Source organism: Kineococcus vitellinus, assembly GCF_009906315.1.
Lineage (GTDB): Bacteria > Actinomycetota > Actinomycetes > Actinomycetales > Kineococcaceae > Kineococcus > Kineococcus vitellinus.
Genome location: NZ_JAAALL010000048.1, coordinates 1 through 20,489, shown reverse-complemented (window position 1 = coordinate 20,489; position 20,489 = coordinate 1). Strand labels below are relative to the sequence as shown.

22 protein-coding genes and 1 riboswitch are annotated in these 20,489 nt (G+C 75.2%); of the genes, 4 read left to right on the top strand and 18 right to left on the bottom strand.

Annotation, left to right across the window (positions count from 1 at the left end):
* From GTQ99_RS06675 to GTQ99_RS06655, 5 genes are all read right to left on the bottom strand, one after another.
* On the bottom strand, window positions 1–842 hold an 842-nt coding region (locus GTQ99_RS06675), incomplete at its 3' end, for an oxygenase MpaB family protein (RefSeq protein ID WP_166614964.1).
* Between the two features lie 70 nt (window positions 843–912).
* Window positions 913–1,737 (bottom strand): exodeoxyribonuclease III, encoded by an 825-nt coding sequence (locus tag GTQ99_RS06670; protein WP_338074771.1) that lies wholly within the window; start codon window positions 1,735–1,737, stop codon window positions 913–915.
* A 90-nt stretch (window positions 1,738–1,827) separates the two neighbouring features.
* Window positions 1,828–2,715 carry a bifunctional methylenetetrahydrofolate dehydrogenase/methenyltetrahydrofolate cyclohydrolase gene (locus tag GTQ99_RS06665; RefSeq protein ID WP_166614962.1) on the bottom strand — a complete coding sequence of 296 codons (888 nt, stop codon included), beginning with the start codon at window positions 2,713–2,715 and terminating at the stop codon, window positions 1,828–1,830.
* Complete coding sequence (gene glyA / locus GTQ99_RS06660) at window positions 2,712–4,031, bottom strand: serine hydroxymethyltransferase (RefSeq protein WP_240896892.1); 1,320 nt, start codon at window positions 4,029–4,031, stop codon at window positions 2,712–2,714. The genes GTQ99_RS06665 and glyA overlap by 4 nt, the downstream gene beginning before the upstream one ends.
* A gap of 140 nt (window positions 4,032–4,171) precedes the next feature.
* Complete coding sequence (locus GTQ99_RS06655) at window positions 4,172–5,317, bottom strand: isochorismate synthase (RefSeq protein ID WP_166614961.1); 1,146 nt, start codon at window positions 5,315–5,317, stop codon at window positions 4,172–4,174.
* Window positions 5,318–5,341: 24 nt separating this feature from the next.
* Here GTQ99_RS06655 and purU point away from each other — a divergent pair, with 24 nt between their 5' ends.
* Window positions 5,342–6,199, top strand: coding sequence for a formyltetrahydrofolate deformylase (gene purU, locus GTQ99_RS06650; RefSeq protein WP_166614960.1), 858 nt, complete (start codon window positions 5,342–5,344; stop codon window positions 6,197–6,199).
* A gap of 49 nt (window positions 6,200–6,248) precedes the next feature.
* Here the strand turns inward: purU and yidD are convergent, their stop codons facing one another.
* From yidD to corA, 4 genes are all read right to left on the bottom strand, one after another.
* Entirely contained in the window at window positions 6,249–6,536 is a 288-nt protein-coding gene (gene yidD, locus GTQ99_RS06645; RefSeq protein ID WP_166614959.1) for a membrane protein insertion efficiency factor YidD, read from the bottom strand.
* 9 nt (window positions 6,537–6,545) lie between these two features.
* Window positions 6,546–7,280 carry a phosphocholine cytidylyltransferase family protein gene (locus GTQ99_RS06640; protein ID WP_166614958.1) on the bottom strand — a complete coding sequence of 245 codons (735 nt, stop codon included), beginning with the start codon at window positions 7,278–7,280 and terminating at the stop codon, window positions 6,546–6,548.
* Window positions 7,277–8,353, bottom strand: a complete 1,077-nt coding sequence (locus GTQ99_RS06635; protein WP_166614957.1) for a CDP-glycerol glycerophosphotransferase family protein — start codon at window positions 8,351–8,353, stop codon at window positions 7,277–7,279. Before GTQ99_RS06635 ends, GTQ99_RS06640 begins: the two co-directional genes overlap by 4 nt.
* A gap of 85 nt (window positions 8,354–8,438) precedes the next feature.
* Window positions 8,439–9,521, bottom strand: coding sequence for a magnesium/cobalt transporter CorA (gene corA, locus GTQ99_RS06630; RefSeq protein ID WP_166614956.1), 1,083 nt, complete (start codon window positions 9,519–9,521; stop codon window positions 8,439–8,441).
* A gap of 170 nt (window positions 9,522–9,691) precedes the next feature.
* On the opposite strand from corA, the gene GTQ99_RS06625 reads away from it, so the two are divergent.
* The gene (locus GTQ99_RS06625) at window positions 9,692–10,270 is read left to right on the top strand and encodes a hypothetical protein (protein WP_166614955.1); all 579 of its coding nucleotides are present in this window, start codon (window positions 9,692–9,694) and stop codon (window positions 10,268–10,270) included.
* Window positions 10,271–10,310: 40 nt separating this feature from the next.
* Here GTQ99_RS06625 and GTQ99_RS06620 read toward each other — a convergent pair whose 3' ends face one another.
* The 3 genes from GTQ99_RS06620 to GTQ99_RS06610 form a co-directional block, all read right to left on the bottom strand.
* Window positions 10,311–10,994, bottom strand: coding sequence for an SDR family NAD(P)-dependent oxidoreductase (locus GTQ99_RS06620; RefSeq protein WP_166614954.1), 684 nt, complete (start codon window positions 10,992–10,994; stop codon window positions 10,311–10,313).
* A gap of 55 nt (window positions 10,995–11,049) precedes the next feature.
* A complete protein-coding gene (locus GTQ99_RS06615; RefSeq protein WP_166614953.1) occupies window positions 11,050–12,042 on the bottom strand; it encodes a nucleoside hydrolase in 993 nt (330 codons plus the stop codon).
* Window positions 12,043–12,116: 74 nt separating this feature from the next.
* Entirely contained in the window at window positions 12,117–13,331 is a 1,215-nt protein-coding gene (locus GTQ99_RS06610; protein ID WP_166614952.1) for an NADP-dependent isocitrate dehydrogenase, read from the bottom strand.
* A gap of 106 nt (window positions 13,332–13,437) precedes the next feature.
* Between GTQ99_RS06610 and GTQ99_RS06605 the strand changes: the two genes are divergently transcribed.
* Together GTQ99_RS06605 and GTQ99_RS06600 are read left to right on the top strand one after the other, a co-directional pair.
* Window positions 13,438–15,042: a carboxyl transferase domain-containing protein gene (locus tag GTQ99_RS06605; RefSeq protein ID WP_166614951.1), complete on the top strand. Its 1,605-nt coding sequence runs from the start codon at window positions 13,438–13,440 to the stop codon at window positions 15,040–15,042.
* On the top strand, window positions 15,039–15,278 hold the full coding sequence (locus tag GTQ99_RS06600) for an acyl-CoA carboxylase epsilon subunit (protein ID WP_166614950.1): 240 nt from the start codon (window positions 15,039–15,041) through the stop codon (window positions 15,276–15,278). Before GTQ99_RS06605 ends, GTQ99_RS06600 begins: the two co-directional genes overlap by 4 nt.
* A gap of 42 nt (window positions 15,279–15,320) precedes the next feature.
* Here GTQ99_RS06600 and idi read toward each other — a convergent pair whose 3' ends face one another.
* The 6 genes from idi to purN form a co-directional block, all read right to left on the bottom strand.
* Window positions 15,321–15,878 carry an isopentenyl-diphosphate Delta-isomerase gene (gene idi / locus GTQ99_RS06595; protein ID WP_338074769.1) on the bottom strand — a complete coding sequence of 186 codons (558 nt, stop codon included), beginning with the start codon at window positions 15,876–15,878 and terminating at the stop codon, window positions 15,321–15,323.
* 28 nt (window positions 15,879–15,906) lie between these two features.
* Window positions 15,907–16,716 (bottom strand): N-acetylmuramoyl-L-alanine amidase, encoded by an 810-nt coding sequence (locus GTQ99_RS06590; protein WP_166614948.1) that lies wholly within the window; start codon window positions 16,714–16,716, stop codon window positions 15,907–15,909.
* A gap of 11 nt (window positions 16,717–16,727) precedes the next feature.
* Entirely contained in the window at window positions 16,728–17,861 is a 1,134-nt protein-coding gene (gene sfnG, locus GTQ99_RS06585) for a dimethylsulfone monooxygenase SfnG (protein WP_166614947.1), read from the bottom strand.
* 11 nt (window positions 17,862–17,872) lie between these two features.
* Window positions 17,873–17,969, bottom strand: a riboswitch (SAM riboswitch).
* A 28-nt stretch (window positions 17,970–17,997) separates the two neighbouring features.
* Window positions 17,998–18,240, bottom strand: a complete 243-nt coding sequence (locus GTQ99_RS06580) for a DUF3017 domain-containing protein (protein WP_205706924.1) — start codon at window positions 18,238–18,240, stop codon at window positions 17,998–18,000.
* Window positions 18,241–18,295: 55 nt separating this feature from the next.
* Window positions 18,296–19,864 (bottom strand): bifunctional phosphoribosylaminoimidazolecarboxamide formyltransferase/IMP cyclohydrolase, encoded by a 1,569-nt coding sequence (purH, locus tag GTQ99_RS06575; RefSeq protein ID WP_166614945.1) that lies wholly within the window; start codon window positions 19,862–19,864, stop codon window positions 18,296–18,298.
* Complete coding sequence (purN, locus tag GTQ99_RS06570) at window positions 19,861–20,472, bottom strand: phosphoribosylglycinamide formyltransferase (RefSeq protein ID WP_166614944.1); 612 nt, start codon at window positions 20,470–20,472, stop codon at window positions 19,861–19,863. The genes purH and purN overlap by 4 nt, the downstream gene beginning before the upstream one ends.
* Window positions 20,473–20,489: the final 17 nt, after the last annotated feature.

The following is a 20,489-nucleotide window of genomic DNA, read 5'->3' as shown; positions in this document are numbered from 1 at the left end:
GTCGCGGCGAGCTGGGCGCGGGTGCGACGCAGGCGCCAGGCCGCGCCCGCCCCGCCGCGACCGCGCCCCGGCACCCCGGCCAGGTCCGCGACCGCCGGGGAGACCAGGTGCCCGGCCGCCGAGGCCAGGCCCGCGTAGAACAGCCGCTCGCCGGCGCCCAGGCCGCCGGGCCCGGCGATGAAGCGCAGCAGGCTGCGCGGCACCGGTTCCAGCTGCGGGCGGAACCCCTCGAGCGCCGCGGCGAGCTCGGCGGCGCTGGTGGGCAGGTCCTGCGCGCCCAGCGCCCGCGCGCTGCGCGCCCACTGCGCGACGTAGGCGTCCGGCCAGCGGCGACCGAAGCGGGGCGCGAGGTCGGCGCCGACCGCCTGCTGCGCGGCCAGGAAGGCGTCGGTGAAGGCCAGGTGCACCCAGCGCAGCAGCGCCGGGTCGGAGGCGGCGTAGGCGCGGCCGAGCTCGTCGCTGCCCCGCACGCGCACGTGCAGCCCCCGCACCCGGGCGGCCTCGCGCTCGGCGAGCTCGGCGGAACCGAAGGTGGAGACCACCAGCCAGCGGGCGGTGCCGGCCAGCCGGGCCCACGGGTCCGCCTCGTAGCTAGAGTGCCGCCGCACCCCGGCCATCGCCAGCGGGTGCGCGCCCTGCCCCAGCAGCGCGGCCACCCCGCCGACGAGCGTGGAGAGGTCGCCGTGCACCCGCCACACCAGCCCGTCGGGCTCGAACCAGCCGGGCCCCCCGCCGACGGTGGCGATCTCGCGCACCCACTCCGGGGCGCCGGTGGGGTCGCCGGAGACGCGGGCGCGGAAGGTGCGCCGCAGCCGCTCGGCCGGGCGCGTCAGCAGGAGCACTCCCCCACCCTCGGCGGGATCGGCCTCCCCCGCCTCCCGGGCGCCGCCGCGCGGCCCGGGGCGGGCGCGGTCAGGAGGTGTACGTGGCCACGACGGGGGCGTGGTCGGAGAAGCGCTCGGCGTAGCTGGCCGCGCGGTCGGTCTCCACCGCGCGCAGCTTCTGCGCCAGCCCCGGGGTCACCAGTTGGTAATCGATGCGCCACCCCGTGTCGCGATCGAAGGCCTGTCCCCGCCACGACCACCAGGCGTAGGGGCCGTCCACGTCGCCGGCCACCCGCCGCTGGGCGTCCACCCAGCCGAGCTCGCCGAACCAGCGGTCGAAGTGCGCGCGCTCGTCCTCCAGGAAACCCGCCTTGCCGCGGTTGCCCTTCCAGTTCCTGATGTCGCGCTCGGTGTGGGCGACGTTGAGGTCGCCGGCGACCACGGCCTCGCGGCCGGTGTCGGCGGCGACCCGCCCCAGGTGCGCCAGGCGGGCGTCCATCGCGTCGAGGAAGCGGTACTTGTCGTCCTGCTGCGGGCTGCCCACCTCGCCGGAGTGCACGTAGGCGCTGACGAACGTCATCGGCCCGATCGCGGTGTCGAGGTCGACCTCGACCCAGCGGCCGGAGGTCTCGAAGTACCCGGAGTCGTCCACGCCGATGCGCACCGCGGAGAACTCCGCGCGAGCGGCGACCGCCACGCCCGCGCGGCCCTTGGCGGCGGCCTCGGTGTGCGCGACGTGGGCGTACTGCGGCAGCGCCGTGCGCAGCTCGGCGTCGGGAGCGCGCACCTCCTGCAGCAGCAGGACGTCGGGGCTGCGGGTCTCCAGCCACGGGTGCATCCCGCGCCGCACCGCGGCCCGGACCCCGTTGACGTTGACGGTCGCGACGACGAGGGACTTCTTGCGGGCGGCCACGGCCGGGACGCTACCCGAGCGCTCCGACGGGCTCCGACGGCCCCGCACGCGGCTGCGCGGGGCCGTCGGGTGTGCCGTCGGGGTGCCGGCTCAGCGCAGGCCGACGGCCCGCTCCGCGCTCTCCACGACGTTGGTCAGCAGCAGCGCGCGCGTCATCGGCCCGACCCCGCCGGGGTTGGGGGCCATGAAGCCGGCCACCTCGGCGACGTCGAGGGCGACGTCGCCGGTGAGCCGGCTCTTGCCGGTCTCGGGGTCCGGCACGCGGGAGACGCCGACGTCGAGCACGGCCGCGCCGGGCTTGACGACGTCCCGGGTCACCAGGCCGGGCACGCCGGCCGCGGCGACGATCACGTCGGCGCGGCGCAGGTGGGAGGCCAGGTCGCGGGTGCCGGTGTGGCACAGCGTCACCGTCGCGTTGGGGTGGCGGCGGGTCAGCAGCAGCCCGATGGGCCGCCCCACGGTGACGCCGCGGCCCACGACGACGACCTCCGCGCCCTCCAGCGGCACGTCGTGGCGCAGCAGCAGGTCGATGACGCCGCGCGGGGTGCACGGCAGCGGCGAGGTGATCTCCTCGCGCACCCGCAGCACCAGCCGGCCCAGGTTCGTGGGGTGCAGGCCGTCGGCGTCCTTGGCGGGGTCGACCAGCTCCAGGACGCGGTTGGCGTCGACGCCGGCCGGCAGCGGCAGCTGGACGATGAACCCGGTGCAGGCGGGGTCGGCGTTGAGCCGGGCGACCTCGGACTCGATCTCGGCCTGGGTGGCGCCGGCCGGCAGCTCCACCTGGATCGAGGCGATGCCCACCTCGGCGCAGTCGCGGTGCTTGCCGCGCACGTAGCTGGCCGAGCCCGGGTCGTCGCCGACCAGGACGGTGCCCAGGCCCGGGACGACGCCGCGCTCGCGCAGCACCGCCACCCGCTCCTTCAGGTCCGCCTTGACCGCCGCCGCGGCGGCCCTGCCGTCGAGGACGACTGCGCTCACGCGAAGCTCTCCGCGCTCGGGTACAGCGGGAAGTCGGCCGTCAGGCGGGCGACGCGGGCGCGCAGCGCGTCCGCGTCGAAGCCCGGCTTGAGGGCCTGCGCGATGACGTCGGCGACCTCGGTGAACTCCTGCGCGCCGAAGCCGCGGGTGGCCAGCGCCGGGGTGCCGATGCGCAGCCCCGAGGTGACCATCGGCGGGCGCGGGTCGAAGGGCACCGCGTTGCGGTTGACGGTGATGCCGACCTCGTGGAGGCGGTCCTCGGCCTGCTTGCCGTCGAGCGCGGAGTCGCGCAGGTCGACGAGGACGAGGTGGACGTCGGTGCCGCCGGTCAGGACGGAGACGCCGGCCTCGCGCACGTCGGCGGCGGTGAGGCGCTCGGCGACGATGCGGGCGCCCTCCAGGGTGCGGCGCTGGCGCTCGGCGAACTCCTCGCTCGCGGCGACCTTGAAGGCGACGGCCTTGGCCGCGACGACGTGCATGAGCGGGCCGCCCTGCTGGCCGGGGAAGACCGCGGAGTCCACCTTCCTGGCGGACTCCTGGCGGGTGAGGATGAGCCCGGAGCGCGGGCCGGCGAGCGTCTTGTGGACGGTGGAGGTGACCACGTCGGCGTGCGGCACGGGCGAGGGGTGCAGCCCCGCGGCGACCAGGCCGGCGAAGTGGGCCATGTCGACCATGAGGTGCGCGCCGACCTCGTCGGCGATGGAGCGGAACGCGGCGAAGTCGAGCTGGCGGGGGTAGGCCGACCAGCCGGCGATGATGAGCTTGGGGCGGGCCGACAGCGCCGTGGCGCGCACGACGTCCATGTCGACCCGGAACGTCTGCGGGTCCACGCCGTAGGACGACACGTCGTACATGCGCCCGGAGAAGTTGATCTTCATGCCGTGGGTCAGGTGGCCGCCGTGGGCCAGCTCCAGGCCCAGGATGCCGTCGCCGCCGCGGATGAAGGCGTGCATGGCGGCCGCGTTGGCGCTGGCGCCGGAGTGCGGCTGGACGTTGGCGTGCTCGGCGCCGAAGAGCGCCTTGGCGCGCTCGCGGGCCAGCTCCTCGGCCACGTCGACGTGCTCGCAGCCGCCGTAGTAGCGCTTGCCGGGGTAGCCCTCGGCGTACTTGTTGGTGAGCACGGAGCCCTGGGCCTGCAGGACCGCGCGCGGCGCGAAGTTCTCGCTCGCGATCATCTCCAGGGTGTCGCGCTGGCGGCCGAGCTCGGCGTCGAGCACGGCGGCGATCTCGGGGTCGACCTCGGACAGCGGGCGGTCGGTCACACCCGCGCTGGTCCGGGTGGGCAGGACGTCGGTCACGTTGCGCTCCTCGTGCATCCGGGCGGCGGTGGCGACGCGAGGCCCAGGCGGACGACCCCGTGAACGGCGGGCCCGGCGCGAGGACGGACCCGTTGCCGCTCCCCGGTGGTCCCCCACCTTCGCCAGTCGCGGCCGCCCCAGGTTAGCCCAGGCCCCGGCTAGCGGGCCACGGCCGCGTCGAGCACCGTGCGCATCTTGGCGGCCGTCTCGGCGACCTCGGCGTCCGGGTCCGAGCCCGCGACGATGCCGGCGCCGGCGAAGACCCGCAGCGTGCGGCCGGCGACCTCGGCGCAGCGCACGGCCACCACCCACTCGCCGTCGCCGTCTCCGTCCTGCCAGCCGACGGCCCCCGCGTAGCAGCCGCGGTCGATGCCGCCGGGCCCGCCCTCGACCTCGCGGATGACGTCGAGGGCCGCCGCGCGGGGGGAGCCGCCGACGGCCGGGGTGGGGTGCAGCGCCGCGACGAGGTCCACCGACGTGGTGGCGGTGTCGCTCAGCAGCGCGGTGATGCGGGTCGCCAGGTGCCAGACCGCCGGGGTGGCCAGCAGCTCCGGCTCGGGGGCGCTGATCTTGCGGCAGAACGGCGAGAGCGCCTCGACGACGGCCTCGACGACGAAGGCGTGCTCGCGGCGGTCCTTGTCGGAGGACATCAGCTCGTCGGCGCGGCGCACGTCCTCGGCCGGCTCCGGCGAGCGCGGGGCGGAGCCGGCCAGCGGGCGCAGCAGGACGCTGGGGCCGCGCCGGCGCAGCAGCAGCTCGGGGCTGGCGCCCACCAGCCAGCGCGCGCCGGGGGCGGCGGGGTCGTCCAGCGGCACCGCCAGCGAGGTGGCGGCGGGGTTGCGGGTCAGCAGCTCGCCGAGCAGGTCGGGCACCGACCAGTCCTCGAGCGCGTCCAGCTCCAGGGTGCGGGCCAGGACGACCTTCTGCAGCTGCCCCGCCTCGATGCGCGCCAGCGCCGCGCGGACCGCGTCGGCGTAGCCGGCCGGGGCCGGGCGGGGCCTGCTGCGCGTCACGGTCACCGCGCGGCGGCGGCCGAGCGGGGGCAGGTGCAGCGGCCCGGGGACCACCTCGGCGGGGCCCAGGCGCAGCGCGCCGGGGGTGTCGAGGTCGAAGGGCACGGCACCGGCGGCCACCACGCCCGGCGGGCTGTCGTCCAGCGCGCGCACGACGCGCTGCAGCTGCTCGCGACCGCTGCGGCCGGGGACGGCCGGGCGCGGGCCGGTCTGCAGCAGCGTCGACTTCTCGCCGGAGAAGACGGTGGCCCCGGCGCGCACCGCGAGGGCTGCCGCCGCGGGTTCTGGCACGCCCTCACCCTAGGCTGGTCCGCTGTGAGCACGCGCCCGAGGGTCCTGACCCTGTCCTGCCCCGACCGTCCCGGGATCGTCCACGCCGTGACGGGGGCCCTCGTCGCGCTCGACGCGAACATCACCGAGAGCCAGCAGTTCGGGGACCCGGACACCGGGCTGTTCACGATGCGGGTGGCCTTCGACGCCGCCGCCCCCGAGGAGGCGCTGCGCGCGAACCTGCAGGTCGTCGCGGCCCGCTTCGAGCTGACGTGGAAGCTGTCGGCCGCCGACGTGCCGATGCGCACCCTGGTGATGTGCTCCAAGCAGGGGCACTGCCTCAACGACCTGCTCTTCCGGCACCGCTCGGGCGACCTGCCCATCGACGTGGCCGCCGTGGTCTCCAACCACACCGACCTCGCCCCGCTGGCCGAGTTCTACGGCGTCCCCTTCCACCACGTGCCGGTCACCACCGGCGACGAGGCCTCCAAGGCGGCCGGGGAGGCGCGGCTGCTGGAGCTCGTCGCCGAGCTCGACGTGGAGCTGGTCGTGCTGGCGCGCTACATGCAGATCCTGTCCGACCCGCTGTGCCGCAGCCTGACGGGCCGGGCGATCAACATCCACCACTCGTTCCTGCCGAGCTTCAAGGGGGCCCGCCCCTACCACCAGGCGCACGCGCGCGGGGTGAAGATCATCGGGGCGACGGCGCACTACGTGACCGCCGACCTCGACGAGGGCCCGATCATCGAGCAGGAGATCGAGCGGGTGGACCACCGCCACACCCCGCCCGAGCTGGTCCGGCTGGGCCAGGACGTGGAGGCCCGCACGCTGGCGCGCGCGGTGCGCTGGCACGCGGAGCAGCGCGTGCTGCTCGACGGCAACCGGACCGTCGTCTTCCGCTGAGCGGCGGGGCCCCGCCGCGCCGGGCGGCGCGGCAGGGGCCCCCGCGGGCTCAGAAGCGGAACGGGATGGGGATGCCGCCGCAGCAGCAGACGCCCTGCGTCTGCCCCGGCGTCAGCAGCGACACCGCCCGGTAGCAGGCCAGGAAGCGCAGCGCGCTCGGCGCCGCGGAGCGCAGCAGGCCCCGCGAGCGCACGAGGTCGCGCACGGCGCCGGAGCAGGAGTCCCCGCCGTGCGCGACGCGGTGCGCGCACGCGTAGCCCTTGCGCGGCGACAGGCGCCGCTGGTAGCCGGCGATGGCCGCGTCGATCAGACGCGCGGGCAGCGTGGTGAGGGGCACGTGACGACGCTAGAGGGCGTCCACGGAGGTGTGCACGTCGAGACGCAGGTGCTCGGCGTCGATGGCGTCGGCGCGCACGAGGTCCTGCTCGAAGTCGACCTCGACGACGTCGCGGGCGGAGATGTCCACCGGCACCACCCGCACGCCGCGCCCGATCGCCAGCTCGATCCCGCGCTCGAAGTAGTCCTGGTCCTCGCAGGCGCGCAGGCACTCGATCAGGACGGCCTTGTCGCGGGAGGAGACGTAGTTGATGCCGACGGCCTCGCCGAGCCCGCCGACGACGGTCTTCGACAGCTCCTGCACGAAGCCCTCGGCGTCGACGGTGTACTTGACCTCCTCGTCGCCCACGGCCTCGGTGTTGACGCAGACGAAGGACTCGTCGCGCGCCAGCCACGGCTGGACGTCGAGCAGCAGGCGCGGGTCGAAGACCACGTCGCCGTTGAGCCAGAGCACCCCGCCGGGCTGGGAGGTCACCAGGGCCCGCAGCAGGCTCTTGGAGGTGTTCGTGGAGTCGAACAGCTCGTTGTAGGCGAAGAGGACGTCGGGACGCGCCTCCATGATCACCGTCGCCTTGAAGCCCACGACGACCGTGATCGGCACGTCGGCGCCGAGCACGGAGCGCAGGTTGTCCACCTGCTGCTGCATGATCGTTCGCCCGTCGCGCAAGCGGGTCTGCGACTTGGGCAGCGGGCGGCCCAGCCGGGTCCCCATCCCCGCGGCCAGGATCGACACCTGCACGTTCATCGGTTCTCCTCCCCGAGCACCAGGTCCAGGACCCGGTCGCTCGCGCGGCCGTCCTCCAGGTGGCAGAAGCGCTCCTGGAAGGCGGCGTAGCGGTCCTTGTACTGCGTCACGACGGCGTCGATGCCGCGCAGCGCCTCGACGACCTCCTCGGTGCTCGCCAGCAGGGGTCCTGCGGCGATCTCCTCGAAGTCGAAGTAGAAGCCCCGGAGCACGTCGCGGTAGTGCTCGAGGTCGTGGACGTGGTGCACGATCGGCTTGCCGGTCACCGCGAAGTCGAACTGCGTCGAGGAGTAGTCGGTGACGAGCACGTCCGCGGCCAGGTAGAGGTCGCTGATGTCGGGGTGGAAGGAGACGTCGACCACCCCCGGCAGCTCGGCGCCGGCCAGCGCCGCGGAGACCATGTAGTGCAGGCGCAGCATGAGGACGTGGTCCTCGCCGAGCTCGCGGCGGAAGTGCTCGACGTCGAAGCGCAGCGCGAACTTGGGGCCGTCGCCGAACACGTCGTCGTCGCGCCACGTCGGCGCGTAGAGGACGGCCCGGGCGCCCTCGGCGATGCCCAGCTGCTCGCGCACGAGCGCGCGCCGCCGGGCGGCGTCCGGGGCGAGCAGGACGTCGTTGCGCGGGTAGCCGGTCTCGTGCACCGCTCCCTCGAAGCGGAAGGCGCCGCGCAGCAGCGGCGTGCTCGCCGCGTTGGGCGACAGCAGCAGGTCCCAGCGGGCGACGTCGTGGTCCAGGCGGTCCAGGCGGCCCTCGGGGGCGAAGAGCACGTCGCGGTGGATGCGCTTCAGCGGCGTGCCGTGCCAGGTCTGCAGGTACGTGGTGCCGGGGGCCTTGTCCCACTCGAGGTCGAGGTGGGTGTTGGAGACGACGAGGTCCGCGCTCTCCAGGGCCTCGCGGGCCTCCGGGGTGCCGAAGGGCACGGTCGCCGCGTCCGCGGGGAAGCCGTGCGCGTGCTCCGCGTCGGCGAGCCAGACGTGCTCGTGCTCCTGGCCGGTGCGTGCCGCCAGCGCCCGGTGCAGCGCCTTCGGGTTGTCCGAGTACCGCCCCTCGAAGCTGTGGTAGACGATCTTCACTTCTCACCTCTGTCCGATCGCGTGACGCCCTTGTTCGACCGACCGCGAAGATGCGATGATGCCACCCCGCGAGCCCCGGTGCGCGTCACAGCCACCCGCGCCTGCGGAAGATGACGTACAGGGTCACGCTCAGGCCGAGCATCAGCGCCAGCGCCAGCGGGTACCCGAGGTACCAGTGCAGCTCCGGCATGTGGTCGAAGTTCATGCCGTAGACGCCCCCGACCAGGCTCGGGGCGAAGAGGATCGCCGCCCACGAGGAGATCTTCTTGACCTCCTCGCTCTGGGCGTAGCTGGCCTCCGTGAGCGAGCGCATCTCCTCGTTCTGGCGCTGCCCGACCAGCGTGGCGTTGACCGTGAGGATGTCGCGCAGCTGGGTGCGGTAGCTCTCGATCCGCTCGGCCGCGACGGTGACGTGGTCGGCCACGTCGCGCAGGTAGCGCTGCAGCTCCTGGTCGACGCGGTACTTCTGGAAGCCGCCGGTCAGGCCGGCCAGGATCGCCTGCAGCGGGGTGACCGCGCGCTGGAAGTCGGCGACCTCCTGGGAGAGCTCGTAGATGCGCCGCGAGACCGTCGGGTCGCCGGTGAAGACCTGGGTCTCGATCTCGTCGACGTCGTTCTCCAGCCCGCGCAGGACCGGGCCGTAGCCGTCGACGACGGCGTCCAGGATCGCGTACAGGACCGCCTCCGGGCCCAGGGCGAGCAGGTCGGGGTCGGCCTCCATGCGCCGGCGCACCGCCGACAGGTCCGGGGACTCGCTGTGGCGCACGGTGATCACGAAGTCCGGCCCGATGAACAGGTGCAGCTCGCCGAACTCGACCGACTCCCTGTCGTCGACGTAGCGCGCCGCGCGCAGCACGACGAACAGCGTGTCGCCGTAGCGCTCCAGCTTGGGCCGCTGGTGGGCCAGGACGGCGTCCTCCACGGCCAGCTCGTGCAGCCCGAACTCGCCGGCGAGGGCCTGCAGCTCGTCCTCGGCCGGGCGGTAGAGGCCCATCCAGGCCACCCGCCCGCCCTCCTCGCGCAGCAGGCGGCAGGTGGCGACGAGGTCGTCGGGGGAGGCCAGGCGGCGCCCGTCGCGGTAGACGCCGCTGTCGACGAGGCTGCTGCGCCGGGTGGTCACCGGCACCGAGGGGATGGCGCCGTCGCGCGCGAGGTTGCGCGAGGGCATGGGGAGCCTGCGGCGGGGCACGGCACCTCCCGGGGTCGTCGGGTCGTCGGGTCGTCGGGTCGCTCGCGGGTGGCCGCCCGGCGGGGCCGCCGGGGCGCGACCCCGCCCAGTGTGACCGACGCGGCAGGTCGCGGACGCCGTGAGCACCCGGACGCGGGAGCATCGGGGGCATGGGACTGGGTGGCGGGCCGAGCGAGTGGGACGAGTACGAGTGGGTCAGCCTCGAGGACGTCCCCGACCCGGACGCCCCGGCGCCCGACCCGCTCGGGCAGGCGCTGCGCGCGCTGGTGCGCGACTACCCCGTGTGGGCCGGGCAGGGCGCCACCCGCGTGCTGCTGGTGGACCTGGACAACCTGCGCGCGGCCCGGGGCCGGCTGCGCGCGCGCCTGGACGTCGTCGTGGAGCTCGCCCGCCAGGCCGACCACGTCGTGCTGGCCGGCCAGGCCGGTGCCGTCGCGCGCTCGCGGCCGTGGCTGGCGGAGTTCGCCGCGGCGGCGCAGGCGGTGGCCGACGGGGCGGACGTGGCCGACCACGTGCTGCTGGCGGCGGCCGCGGCGGTCCCCGACCCGATCGAGGTGCTCGTGGTGAGCAACGACGGCATCTTCGCCGACCTCGCCGAGCGCGGGGACCTGACGATCCTCTCCCCCGGCATGGACGCGCTGAGCGACCGCCTGCACGGCGCGGCCAGCCTGCTCGTCGACCTCGCCGCGCTGGAGCGCGAGGCCGCCACCGCCCTGCCGGCGGGCTGAGGGCACCCGCCGGGCGGTCCGGGCAGGCCGGGCCGGGCGCTCAGACGGGCTCGCGCGGGTCCAGGTCGATGCGGGAGACGCAGGCGTGCGGCGGGGCGCTCGCCGCGTGCGCGACGGCGGCCGCCACGTCCTGCGGCTGCAGCAGCGAGCCCGGCCGGGTGGCGGCGCGCTCGGTGACCAGCGAGGCGCCGGCGGCCACCATCCCGGGGTTGACCAGGCTCACGCCCACCCCGCGGGCGCCGACCTCCTGGCGCACGGACTCCGCGAAGCCCGCCAGGCCGTGCTTGGCGGCCACGTAGGCGGCGTTGTGCGGGTGGGCCCGGTGCGCCGCCCCGGAGCCCAGCAGCACCAGCGAGCTCGGGGCGTCCGCCAGCAGCAGCGGCAGCGCCAGCCGGGTGGTGCGCATCGCCCCGCCCAGGTCCACGTCGACCAGCTCGTCCCAGACGTCCAGGTCGGCGGACTCGGCGTCGCACCAGTCGAAGACGCCGGCGGTGTGCACGAGCAGCGTCAGCGGCCGCCGGCAGGCCGCGAGCGCCGCCGCGACCTGCTCGCGCTCGCGCACGTCGACGCGGTGCACGGGAGCGCCCGGCACGAGGCCGCGCAACCGCTCCGGCTCGCGGCCCCACAGCTCCGGGGACCAGCCGAGGGCGTGCAGGGCCCGCGCCGTGGCGGTGCCGATGGCGCTGCCGGCGCCGACGACCACGGCGGTGCCCCGGGGTTGCACCGCGCCAGGCTAGGCCCCGCGCCGGTGCGCGGCCAGGGCCGCTGCGGCGCCCCGCTCAGCGCGCCCGGCCGGCGGCCAGGCCGCCGACGAGCTCGGCGAGGAAGGCGCCGCGGTCGACCTCGACGACGGCGGTGGCCGGCTGCAGCGCGATCTCGCCGGGCAGCGCCGGCGGGGTGCCGTCGGGCAGCCGCAGCAGCCGGGCGCGGGTGGCGAAGCCGTTGCTCGTCACGGCGGCCGGTGCGCTGGCGCGGCGGGTGACCAGCTCGGGGTGGACCAGGACGGCGGCGGCCAGCGGGTCGTGCACGGGCGCGACCGCCCGGCCCCACTCGTGCACGTAGAAGCGGTGGTAGGCGTCCAGGACGTCGGCGGCGAAGGTGCCCCAGGCGGTGCCGCTGCTGCGCAGCGAGCTCGTCATCGACTCCTCCAGGACGACCGTCCCGGTGACGTCGACGCCGACCATCGTCACGGTGTCGTCGGCGGGGCGGGCGGCGGAGAGCACCGCGTGCGCGGCCGGGGCGTCGTTCTGGACGTTGGCGTCGATCATCAGCGAGCGCCCCAGCGGCTGGTAGGGCCCGGAGCCGCCCATGAGCACCACCGAGCGCAGCTTGAAGAGCAGCCGCGGGTCCAGCCGCAGCGCGAGCGCGAGGTTGGTGAGCGGGCCGAGGGCCAGCAGGTCGTAGCGCCCGGGCGCCCGGTCCGCCATCGCCACGATCTGCTCGGCGGCCGAGCGCTCGGTGACCGGCGGGTCGGGGCGCTCCAGGCCGAGGTCGCCGAGGCCGTCCTCGCCGTGCACGTAGCCGGCGATGTGCGCCTCGCCCTCCAGCGGGCCCGCCGCGCCGCGCGAGAGCGGCACGCCCTCCAGCCCGGCCAGCCGCAGCACGTAGGCCGCGTTGCGCAGGGAGTCCTCGACGACGCAGTTGCCGTAGACGGTGGTCACGGCGGCGATGTCGGCGCGGGGCGAGCCCGCCAGGTGCAGCAGCGCGAGGGCGTCGTCGAGACCGGTGTCGGTGTCGACGATCACCTGGCGGCGTCCGGGGGCGTCGGTCATCCGCGGATCCTAGGCAGAGCGCACGGCCCCGCACCCTGCGGGGTGCGGGGCCGTGCGGCGCGGCGGGCCGGGCGTCAGCCCAGGCGCGCGGCCAGGTTCTCGTCGAGGGTGCCCAGGAACTCCTCGGTGGTCTGCCAGGCCTGGTCGGGCCCGACGAGCAGGGCGAGGTCCTTGGTCATCTTGCCGCTCTCGACGGTCTTGATGACGACGTCCTCGAGGGTCTCGGCGAAGCCGGTGACCTGCGGGGTCGAGTCCAGCTCGCCGCGGTGCGCGAGGCCGCGCGTCCAGGCGTAGATCGAGGCGATGGGGTTGGTCGAGGTCGGCTTGCCCTGCTGGTGCTGGCGGTAGTGCCGGGTCACGGTGCCGTGCGCGGCCTCCGCCTCGACGACCGAGCCGTCCGGGGTGGACAGCACCGAGGTCATCAGGCCCAGCGAGCCGAAGCCCTGGGCGACGGTGTCGGACTGGACGTCGCCGTCGTAGTTCTTGCAGGCCCAGACGTAGCCGCCCTCCCACTTCAGGGACGCGGCGACCATGTCGTCGATGAGGCGGTGCTCGTAGGTGATGCCGGCCTCGTCGAACTTCGCCTTGAACTCGCTCTGGAAGACCTCCTCGAAGATGTCCTTGAAGCGGCCGTCGTAGGCCTTCAGGATCGTGTTCTTCGTGGAGAGGTAGACCGGGTACCTGCGCGCCAGGCCGTAGTTGAGCGAGGCGCGGGCGAAGTCGTAGATGGAGCTGTCGAGGTTGTACATCGACAGCGACACCCCGGCGCCGGGGGCCTGGAAGACCTCGTGCTCGATGGGCTCGGAGCCGTCCTTGGGGGTGAAGGTGACGGTCAGCGTCCCCTCGCCGGGGAAGCGGAAGTCGGTGGCGCGGTACTGGTCGCCGAAGGCGTGGCGGCCGACGATGATCGGCTTCGTCCAGCCCGGCACCAGGCGCGGGATGTTGGAGATGATGATCGGCTCGCGGAAGATCACGCCGCCGAGGATGTTGCGGATCGTCCCGTTCGGGGAGCGCCACATCTTCTTGAGGCCGAACTCCTCCACGCGCGCCTCGTCCGGCGTGATGGTGGCGCACTTGACGCCGACGCCGGCCTTCTGGATGGCGTGGGCCGCGTCGATGGTGACCTGGTCGTCGGTGGCGTCGCGGTGCTCGACCCCGAGGTCGTAGTACTCCAGGTCGACGTCGAGGTAGGGGTGGATCAGGCGGTCCTTGATGAACTGCCAGATGATCCGGGTCATCTCGTCGCCGTCGAGCTCGACGACCGGTCCCTGGACCTTGATCTTGGCCACTGTGCTGTCTCCTCCGACTGCGCTCGGCTCTGTCTCGACGTCAAGCTACCGGTCCCGCGCCCCGAGAGCGCCAGCGGACCGCGTCCTTGACGTACGCTGCCGCTCCGTGAGCAGTCTCGAGACCCCGACGGACCCCCGCAGCACGGCCGGCAAGCTGGCCGAGCTGCACCGCCGGGCGCACGCCGCCGTCGCCGCCGCCGACGAGCGCGCGGCCGCCAAGCAGCACCCGCGGGGCAAGAAGACGGCCCGCGAGCGCATCGCGGCCCTCGTCGACGAGGACTCCTTCGTCGAGCGCGGCGGCTTCGCGCGCAGCACGGCCACGGCCTTCGGGATGGCGACCAAGCACGTGGACGGCGACGGCGTCGTCACCGGCTACGCGACCGTCGACGGGCGGCCGGTGTGCGTGTACGCGCAGGACTTCACCGCCTTCGGCGGCTCCCTCGGCGAGGTGCACGGCGCCAAGATCGCCGAGCTGCAGGAGTTCGCCGCGACCACCGGCTGCCCCGTCGTCGGCATCAACGACGGCGGCGGCGCGCGCATCCAGGAGGGCGTGGCCTCCCTGGTGCAGTACGCGCGGATCTTCCGCCGCAACGTGCACGCCTCGGGCGTGGTGCCGCAGGTCTCCCTCATCCTCGGCCCCTCGGCCGGCGGGGCGGTGTACTCCCCCGCCCTCACCGACATCACCGTCATGGTCGACGAGACCTCGCACATGTTCGTCACCGGCCCGGACGTCATCCGCACCGTGACCGGCGAGGACGTCGGCTTCGAGGAGCTCGGCGGCGGGCGCACCCACGCGACGCGCTCGGGCGTGGCGCACCACCTCGCCGAGAGCGAGGACGAGGCCATCGCCTACGTGCGCGAGCTGCTGTCCTACCTGCCCTCCAACAACCTCTCGGAGGCGCCGCTGCTGGCGCCGGCCGCCCCGCGCGAGCTCGTCGTCGACGAGGACGACCTGGCGCTGGACGAGGTCGTCCCGGACTCGCCCAACCAGCCCTACGACATGGTCTCCGTCGTGACCGCGGTCCTCGACGACGAGGAGTTCCTGCAGGTCCACGAGCTCTTCGCGCCCAACGTCCTGTGCGGCTTCGGGCGCGTGGAGGGCCGGCCCGTGGGCGTGGTGGCCAACCAGCCCTCGCAGCTGGCCGGGACCCTGGACATCGACGCCTCCGAGAAGGCCGCGCGCTTCGTGCGCCTGTGCGACGCCTTCAACGTGCCGGTGCTGACGTTCGTGGACGTGCCGGGCTTCCTGCCGGGCACCGACCAGGAGTGGGGCGGCATCATCCGCCGCGGCGCGAAGCTGCTGTACGCCTACGCCGAGGCGACGGTCCCGCTGGTCACCGTGATCACCCGCAAGGCCTACGGCGGCGCGTACATCGTCATGGGCAGCAAGGAGATGGGCGCCGACGTGTGCCTGGCCTGGCCGAGCGCGCAGATCGCCGTCATGGGCGCCCAGGGGGCGGTGAACATCCTGCACCGCGGCACGCTCAAGGCGGCCGCCGAGGCCGGCGAGGACGTCGAGGCCACCCGCCGCGAGCTCGTCGACGACTACGAGCTGCAGCTGGCCAACCCCTACGTGGCCGCCGAGCGCGGCTTCGTGGACGCCGTCATCGCCCCCAGCGAGACGCGGGTGCAGGTGGCCAGGGCGCTGCGGGCGCTGGCCACCAAGCGCGCGACGCTGCCGGCCAAGAAGCACGGGAACATCCCGCTGTGAGCGGCACGACCGAGGACCTCGGGGACTTCCTCGCCTCCCTGCGCATCGAGCGCGGCCACCCCGAACCGGAGGAGCTGGCCGCCCTCACCGTCGTGCTCACCACGCAGCTGGCCCGGCCGGCGCCCGCGCCGCAGCCGCAGGCGCCGCGCTCGCGCTGGGCCGACCACCGCCACGTCCTGGGCCTGCCCCCGGTGCCCGGCCCGGGCGGCTGGCGCGCCAGCGCGCTGCCGCGCTGAGCGGGCTCAGCGGGCTCAGCGGGCTGAACGGGCTGAACGGGCTCAGCGCGGCAGGTCCCGCAGCTGCTCCAGCTGCAGCAGCATCCACGGGCTGAACGGCGAGGGGTCGCGGGCGACCTCGGCGCGCAGCTCGTCCACGGCGACCCAGCGCCAGTCCCCCACCTCGTCCGGGTGCGGGTCGACCTCGCCGGCGAGCGCGGCGGTGAAGACGGGGCAGACCTCGTTCTCCACGGTGCCGTCGGCCATGACGGCCCGGTAGCGGAACAGCGGCAGGGCCGGGGCGACGTCGACGACGCCGGTGCCCAGCTCGTGGCCGGCGCGCCGGTGCACCGCCTCCTCGGGCTCCTCGCCGGGGCCGGGGTGGCCGCAGAAGGAGTTCGTCCACACCCCCGGCCACGTGCGCTTGGTGTCCGCGCGGCGGGTCAGCAGGGTGCGGCCCGCGTCGTCGAGGACCCAGCAGGAGAACGCCAGGTGCAGCGGCGTCGCACTGTGGTGCACGTCCGCCTTGGGCGCCGTGCCGCACGGCGAGCCGTCCTCGGTCAGCAGGACGACGAGCTCGGCGGCGGCTTCGGCGGGGGCGGTCACGGGAGGGGCGCTCACGGCAGGCACGGTACGGGGTGCCCGCCGCTCAGCGCGCGAGGAAGGCGAGCACGCCGTCGGCGACGCCCTGCGCGGCGCGCTGGCGCCACGCCGGGTCGGAGACGGCCGCGGCCTCCCCGGGGTTGCGCATGTTGGCCGACTCCAGCAGCACCGAGGGGGTGCGGGCCAGGTTGAGCCCGGCCAGGTCGTCGCGCCGGGTCAGCCCCGGCTCCACGAGGTCGCCGGGGTAGTCGGCGCGCGGCGAGCCGGTCGCGGCGCCGAAGGCGGCCAGCAGGTCGCGGGCGGCCACCTCGGAGGCCGCCAGGACGGCCGCGTTGCCGCCGTCGGGCGCGAGCGCGGGCGCCACGACGTGGTGGCCGCGGGCGGCGGGCGCGGCGCCGTCGGCGTGCACGGAGACCGCGAGCGCGGCCCCCGCCTCGTTCGCGATCTGCGCGCGGCGGTCCACGCAGGGCCCGACGCCGGTGTCGTCGGTGCGGGTCAGCACCACGACGACCCCCCGGTCCCGCAGCAGCTGCGCGGCGCGCAGGCTCACGTCGAAGGCGTAGGCGTGCTCGGGGTAGCCGGCGTCGGTGGCGGTGCCCGTGGTGTTGCACGGCTTGGTGAACCCGCCGGCCGGGACGGGTGCGCCGACCACCTCGGGGGCGGCGGCGTTGCCGCCGTTGTGACCGGGGTCGAGCACGACGACCGGGGCCGGTGGCGCCGCGCCGGCGCCCACCGCGCCCGCCGCCGGGACCGGCGCCGGGGCGGGCGCGGCGGGCGCCGGCGAGGAGCAGGCGGCGAGGAGGAGCAGGGCGGCGGCGAGCGGCGTCGGGTGCCCGCGCCGCGCGCCCCGGGCCACCGCGGGCGCCCTCAGGCGGGCACGGGGCTGGTCGCCGCGGCGACCGCCTCGTCCAGCTCGGGGCCCAGCCGCAGGTCCTCCCCCGCGACGAGGCGCTGCTCCAGCTCGCGCACCCGGGGGATGACGAGCTCGCCGAACGCCTCGACCTCCTCCTTGACGTGCAGGAAGCCGAGCAGCAGCAGGTCCACGCCGACGAGGCGGTAGGCCAGCGCGCGGCGGGCGACCTCGTCGGGGGTGCCGACCAGACCGGTGCGGAAGCCGTCGTTGTACTGCACCAGGTCGCGGAAGGAGCTGTCGGCCCACATGCCCTTGCGGTCCTTCGTGGCGTTGCCGGCCTCCTGGACGGCCGCCCCGAAGCCCTCGACCTTCGCGACGTCGGCCTTGGCGACGATCTCCTCCAGCACCGCCGAGGCCTCCTCGCGGCTCTCGCGCACGACGGCGAACCCGTTGAGCCCGAAGCTGATCGAGCGCCCGTTCGCGGCGGCGAGGGCGCCGACCTCGCGCACCTGCGCGGCGGCGTCGGCGATCGACCTGCCGTTCATGAAGTACCAGTCGCTGACGCGGGCGGCCATCGCCTGCGCGGCCGTGGAGTTGCCGCCCTGGAACAGCTCCGGCTGGACCCTCGGCTGCGGGCGGAAGGTGATGTCGGTGGCGTTGAAGAAGTCGCCCCGCTGGCTGTAGCCGTCCTCGCTCCACACCCCGCGCAGCAGCCGGATGAACTCCTCGGACTGCCGGTAGCGCTCGTCGTGCTCGTGCCAGGTGACCCCGAGCTGGGTGGCCTCGGCCTTGAACCAGCCCGAGACGACGTTGAGCGCGAGCCGGTCGCCGGTGAGCTCCTGGGCCGTCGCGGCGAACTTCGCCAGGACGCCGGGGTGCCAGAAGAAGGGGTGGACGGCGGCGATCACCTTCAGCCGCTCGGTGGCCAGCAGCAGCGCCAGCGAGAACGAGGTGGACTCGTGCTGGGCGTCGGCGCCGTAGGAGGCCAGGTAGCGGACCTGGGTCAGCGCGTACTCGAAGCCGACCCGCTCCGCCGCCCTGGCGACCTCGACGTTGTAGGCGGGGTCGTGGCTGGTGCGCTGCTCGATGGTCGAGACGACGAGACCACCGGAGACGTTGGGGACCCAGTAGGCGAACTTCAGGGACATCGGCGTGCCTTCCTCCATCGGTCCTGGCGGAAGCACCTGCGCGCCCGGCGGGGCGTGCGGTTGCTGCGGCGTCGACGAGCCAGGTCTCTCAGCCGCTCTGGATGGTCCCGGGCAGCGTAACCCAGCGCGCCGCCGCTCAGGAGGGCGTCGGGACGATCCCCGCGAGCGCGATGCAGGAGAGGGCGAGCACGAGCAGGACCGCCACGTCGACCGCGCGCGAGCGCACGGCCAGCGCGCCGGCGATGCGCACCGGCAGCACCAGCCGCAGCACGGCGGCGACGGCGAGGTCGGCGCCGAGGAGGATGCCCCCGGCCGTCGGTCCCGTGAACCAGGTCAGCACCAGGGCGGCGACGAGCCCGGCGACGAGGGTCGCGAGCACGGCGTTGCCCTGGGGAGGGACCCGCTCCGGGGCCGGGGCCGGGGGCACCGCGGCCTCAGTGGGCGAAGTGGCGGGCGCCGGTGAAGTACATCGTCACCCCGGCGGCCGCCGCCGCCTCGACGACCTCGGCGTCGCGGATGGAGCCGCCCGGCTGCACGATCGCCCGCACCCCGGCGTCGATGAGGATCTGCGCGCCGTCGGCGAAGGGGAAGAACGCGTCGGAGGCGGCGACCGCGCCGCGGGCGCGCTCGGCGCCGGCGCGCTCCACGGCCAGGCGGCAGGAGTCCACCCGGTTGACCTGGCCCATGCCCACGCCCACCGAGGCGCCGCCGGAGGCCAGCAGGATCGCGTTGGAGCGCACCGAGCGCACCGCGCGCCAGGCGAAGACCAGGTCCGCCAGCACGGCCTCGTCGGCGGCCTCGCCCGCCGCGAGGGTCCAGCGCGCGGGGTCGTCGCCGTCGGCGTCGATGCGGTCCAGCGACTGCACGAGCATCCCGCCGGAGACCGGGCGCCACTCGCGCGCACCGCGGCCGTAGCCCTCCGGCAGCTGCAGCAGCCGGATGTTCTTCTTGCGCTGCAGCACCTCCAGCGCCTCCGGCTCGAAGCCGGGGGCGATGACGACCTCGGTGAAGACGTCGGCGACCTGCGCGGCCATCGCCGCGGTGACCGGGCGGTTGGCGGCGATGACGCCGCCGTAGGCCGAGACCGGGTCGCAGGCGTGCGCCTTGGCGTGGGCGTCGGCGACGTCGGTGCCGGTGGCGATGCCGCACGGGTTGGCGTGCTTGATGACGGCCACGGCGGGGGCGCTGAAGTCGTGGGCCGCGCGCAGGGCGGCGTCGGCGTCGACGTAGTTGTTGTAGGACATCGCCTTGCCGTGCAGCTGCACGGCCTGCGCGATGCCGGGCTCGGCGGCCGGGTCGGCGTACACGGCGGCCCGCTGGTGCGGGTTCTCCCCGTAGCGCAGGACGGCGGTGCGCTCCAGCGCCGCGCCCGTGACCGCGGGCCAGCCCTCGTCGCCCTCGTCCAGGACCTGCTCGGCGAACCAGCCGGCGACGGCGGTGTCGTAGGCGGCGGTGTGCGCGAACGCGGCGGCCGCCAGGCGCCGGCGGGCGGCCAGGTCGAAGCCGCCGGTGCGCACGGCCTCCAGCACCTCGCCGTAGCGGGCGGGGTCGACGACGACGGCGACGCTGGGGTGGTTCTTGGCGGCGGCGCGCACCATCGACGGGCCGCCGATGTCGATCTGCTCGACGACCTCGTCCTCGCCGGCGCCGGAGGCGACGGTCGCGGCGAACGGGTAGAGGTTGACCACGACGAGGTCGAAGGGCTCGACGTCCAGGTCGGCCAGCTGCTGCACGTGCTCGGGCAGCCGCCGGTCGGCGAGGATGCCGGCGTGCACCCGCGGGTGCAGCGTCTTGACCCGGCCGTCCAGGCACTCGGGGAAGCCGGTCAGCTCCTCCACCGGCGTCACCGGGACCCCGGCGGCGGCGATGCGCGAGGCCGTGGAACCGGTGGAGACGATGGCCACGCCGGCGGCGTGCAGGCCCTGCGCGAGCTCCTCCAGCCCCGTCTTGTCGTACGCGCTGACCAGGGCGCGCTTCACGGGGACCTTGTGATCCGCGGTCATCGGCGGGTGGCCGTCCTCTCGCTGTCGGGTGCTGCTGCGGGTGCGGGGGTGGCGCGGGCCAGCCGGCCCACGACGTCGACGAGGAGCTCGCGCTCGCTGGCCCTGATGCGCTCGTGCAGGCTCGCCTCGTCGTCGTCGTCGAGGACCCGCACGGCCACCTGGTCCAGGATCGGCCCCGTGTCGACACCGGCGTCGACGAGGTGGACGGTGCAGCCGGTGACCTTCACGCCGTGGGCGAGCGCGTCGCGCACGCCGTGGGCGCCGGGGAAGGAGGGCAGCAGCGCCGGGTGGGTGTTGACCAGGCGGCCGGCGAAGGCGTCGACCACCGGGGCGCCGAGGATGCGCATGAACCCGGCCAGCACGACCAGGTCGGGCTCGCGGGCGGCGACGGCGCCGGCCAGGGCCGCGTCCCAGGCGGGGCGGTCGGCGTGGTCGCCCGGTGCGACGGTGAAGGTCTCCACCCCCGCGGCGCGGGCGCGCTCCAGGGCGGTGGCGCCGGGCTTGTCGGAGCCCACCGCCACGACCTCGAACGACGGGTCGGCCGCGTCGAGCAGCGCTTGCAGCGTCGAACCGGAGCCGGAGGCGAGGACGACCACACGGGCGGGCACGTGGAGGGACTCTAGTG